The sequence below is a fragment of the Burkholderia sp. E168m23 genome, assembly GCF_016586125.1.
Lineage (GTDB): Bacteria > Pseudomonadota > Gammaproteobacteria > Burkholderiales > Burkholderiaceae > Burkholderia > Burkholderia orbicola.
The window spans coordinates 1-2,967 of the sequence record NZ_BCPP01000887.1 but is presented as its reverse complement, the minus strand read 5'-3'; the positions used below and the strand labels follow the sequence as shown (position 1 = coordinate 2,967).

General features: G+C 65.5%; 5 protein-coding genes. 3 read left to right on the top strand and 2 right to left on the bottom strand.

Going from position 1 to position 2,967, the window contains the following annotated elements; genetic code table 11:
* Together JMF90_RS31405 and JMF90_RS31400 are read left to right on the top strand one after the other, a co-directional pair.
* On the top strand, positions 1–180 hold a 180-nt coding region (locus tag JMF90_RS31405), incomplete at its 5' end, for an EamA family transporter (protein WP_201325893.1).
* 354 nt (positions 181–534) lie between these two features.
* On the top strand, positions 535–720 hold the full coding sequence (locus tag JMF90_RS31400) for a hypothetical protein (RefSeq protein ID WP_006482800.1): 186 nt from the start codon (positions 535–537) through the stop codon (positions 718–720).
* A gap of 106 nt (positions 721–826) precedes the next feature.
* Here the strand turns inward: JMF90_RS31400 and mgrA are convergent, their stop codons facing one another.
* Positions 827–1,870, bottom strand: a complete 1,044-nt coding sequence (gene mgrA / locus JMF90_RS31395; RefSeq protein ID WP_011546453.1) for an L-glyceraldehyde 3-phosphate reductase — start codon at positions 1,868–1,870, stop codon at positions 827–829.
* 193 nt (positions 1,871–2,063) lie between these two features.
* On the opposite strand from mgrA, the gene JMF90_RS31390 reads away from it, so the two are divergent.
* Positions 2,064–2,270: a DUF3185 family protein gene (locus JMF90_RS31390; protein WP_006477510.1), complete on the top strand. Its 207-nt coding sequence runs from the start codon at positions 2,064–2,066 to the stop codon at positions 2,268–2,270.
* A gap of 208 nt (positions 2,271–2,478) precedes the next feature.
* On the opposite strand, the gene JMF90_RS31385 is transcribed toward JMF90_RS31390, so the two are convergent.
* On the bottom strand, positions 2,479–2,967 hold a 489-nt coding region (locus JMF90_RS31385), incomplete at its 5' end, for a phytanoyl-CoA dioxygenase family protein (RefSeq protein WP_201325892.1).

Sequence of the window (2,967 nt, the reverse complement as noted above, 5' to 3'; positions counted from 1 at the left end):
GATCTCGTCAACGTGACGAGCCTGTTCTATCTCGTGCCCGTCGTCACCACGTTGATGGATGCCGTGTGGCTCGGCAACCGGCCCGAGCCGCTCGCACTCGCCGGCATGGGCGCGATCATCGCGGGGCTCGCGCTGGTGTTCCGCGCGCCGGCCGCCCGTCCGCAACCCGACCGCGCGTGAGTAGACGGGCCGCCGCGCCCGCGGGTGCGGCGGCCCGTATCGGACACATACGACGATTCCGCGCAAATCGAAAGGAACGGGAAAGATGCGTGCAAGGCGTTCGTCTTGTTTGCCCGAAAAACGCGGAATTCTCGGGGCTTTCCGCTGATTTTTAATGGTTCGGATAGCGAAAAACGCCGCCGGTTGCCTATACTCGAATTGACCGGCCTGCTCGTAACGGGCCGGACCAATTAGAAACACCCGGCATGGGGCCGGGGTGAGCGCACGTGTGCCGTTTCAGGCCGATATCCCGCAGGGATGGAGCCGCCAACGCAAGCGTTGAAGCGCCCACTTCGGTCGACACTGGAGACACGCATGACGACCTACTTCACGATCGGCGACTTCATCCTGTTGATTCCGATGGCGCTGGCCGGAGCGCTATTTCTCGGCGCGGTGCCGTGCGCCACTCAATTCCGTCACAACCTGCTGCGCGTACTCGGCGTCATTCTCGGCGTCGGCGTCGCGGTATTGCTCGTTGAAGGCCTGCCTGCGCTGATCTAGCGCCGCCGGCCGTGCGCGACGCGCATCGCTGCACCGCAGCGATGCGACGTACCGCGTGTGCGTCGGACCCGGCACGCGATGTTTCGCATGCCGTATCGACTTCCGCTCAGATCGCCTGATCGGTGGACGGCTTTTCCCACAAATTAATGCCGCCTTCGGTCGCGTAACGATCGATCTCCGCGAGTTCCTCCGCCGAGAATTCGAGGTTCTGCAACGCGCCGACGTTCTCGCGCACCTGCTCCGCCCGGCTCGCGCCGATCAGCGCGGACGTCACGCGGCCGTTACGCAGCACCCACGCCAGCGCCATCTGCGCCAGGCTCTGCCCACGCCGTTCGGCGATCGCGTTGAGCTTGCGCACATGCTCGAGGTTGTCCGCGCTCAGGTGATCCTCCTTCAGCGAGCCGCCGCCCGGCTTGTTCACGCGCGCGTCGGCCGGCACGCCGTTCAGGTACTTCGACGTGAGCAGGCCCTGCGCGAGCGGCGTGAACGCGATGCTGCCCGCGCCGACGTCGTCGAGCGTGCCGAGCAGATCCTCTTCGATCCAGCGGTTCAGCATGTTGTACGACGGCTGGTGAATCAGCAGCGGCACCTTGTATTGCGCGAGCAGCGCGGCCATCTCGCGCGTCTTCGCGGCCGAATACGACGAAATGCCGATGTAGAGCGCCTTGCCCTGCTGCACGGCCGACGCCAGCGCACCCGCCGTTTCCTCGAGCGGCGTATGCGCGTCGAAACGGTGCGAGTAGAAGATGTCGACGTAGTCGAGCCCCATCCGCTGCAGGCTCTGGTCGAGGCTCGCGAGCACGTACTTGCGCGACCCGCCGCCGCTGCCGTATGGCCCCGGCCACATGTCCCAGCCGGCCTTCGTCGAGATCAGCAGCTCGTCGCGATACGGGCGGAAATCCTCCTTCAGCAGCCGGCCGAAGTTGATTTCGGCGCTACCGTACGGCGGCCCGTAGTTGTTCGCGAGGTCGAAGTGGTTGATGCCGAGGTCGAATGCGGTGCGCAGGATCTCGCGCTGCGTCGAGATCGGCGTCGAATCGCCGAAGTTGTGCCACAGTCCGAGCGACAGGGCGGGCAGTTTGAGCCCGGATTTGCCGCAAGTGCGGTATTGCATGCCGGCATAACGTTCGGAAGCTGCTTCGTAGGCCATGAGTCTGTTCCGTCAGGACATCGGGGAAAGGGACGCGCGCCGGCCGCGCCAATGACGCGACGGCGGCGAAGGAGTCATACGACGACTATGGTAGCGAAAGCGGCCGGATCACGCACGGCGGCGCGACGATGGACGCGACCGCGGCGCTCGCCTACACTGCGGCGTCTCGAATCACCGTTTCAGCGAGGTTGGTATGTCCCGGGTCATCTCGGTTGCACTGCTCGTCGGCGGCGTCGTGCTGCTGTATTTCGGCGGCCAGTCGTTCCATTCGATCAACGACAACGTGTCGCGCTTCTTCACCGGCTCGCCCGCGACGAAGACGATCCTGCTGATCGTCGGTGGCGCCGTCGCATCGTTCGTCGGCCTGATCGGCCTCGCGATGCCGGGCGGCAAGCGCTGATCGCATCGCAGCGCGACGCGCGCACGGCTAGCGATCGCATCGAGAGCGGCTTGGTCAACTATCCGGCCTATGGCAACCGGCTCGTCGTGCCGACATCACGCGCGCGAGCCGCGCCAAACGAAACGGGCGGCCAGGCCGCCCGTCGTTTCATTTGCCCGCGATGCACCGCATCGCGTGATCGCCGCGGCTTCGCCGGCCGCCGGTCGGCCTAGAACTGCACTTCCGGCTTCGATGCCGAGCGCGTGCCGGGCACCGGCCGGTTGCTTGCGCCGTGGTATGTGTACACGAGCGAGAACTTCACCTGGTCGGAACGGTTCTGCCCGGCCGAATGCAGCGTGTTGCTGTGGAAGAACACGACGTCGCCCGTCTGCAGCGACGGGCACGTCGCCGCGTCGATCATCCTGCGGTTCTCCGGCAGATCACTGCGGAAGAATTTCGCGTCATCGAACGCTTCCGGTCCGAATTCGGCCGTATGCGAACCCGGCACGAGCCACAGCGCGCCGTTCTCGTTGGTTTCCGGCCCGAGCGCGAGCCACACCGACACCATGTCCGGCCGCTCGAACGCCCAGTAGCGGAAATCGCGATGCCAGCCGGTCAGGCTGCCGTACGCCGGGTGCTTCGTCATCATGCAGTTGTGATGCGCACGCGACAGCACGGGCTCCTCGCCGAAATACTCGCGCATCCACGCGCCGATTTC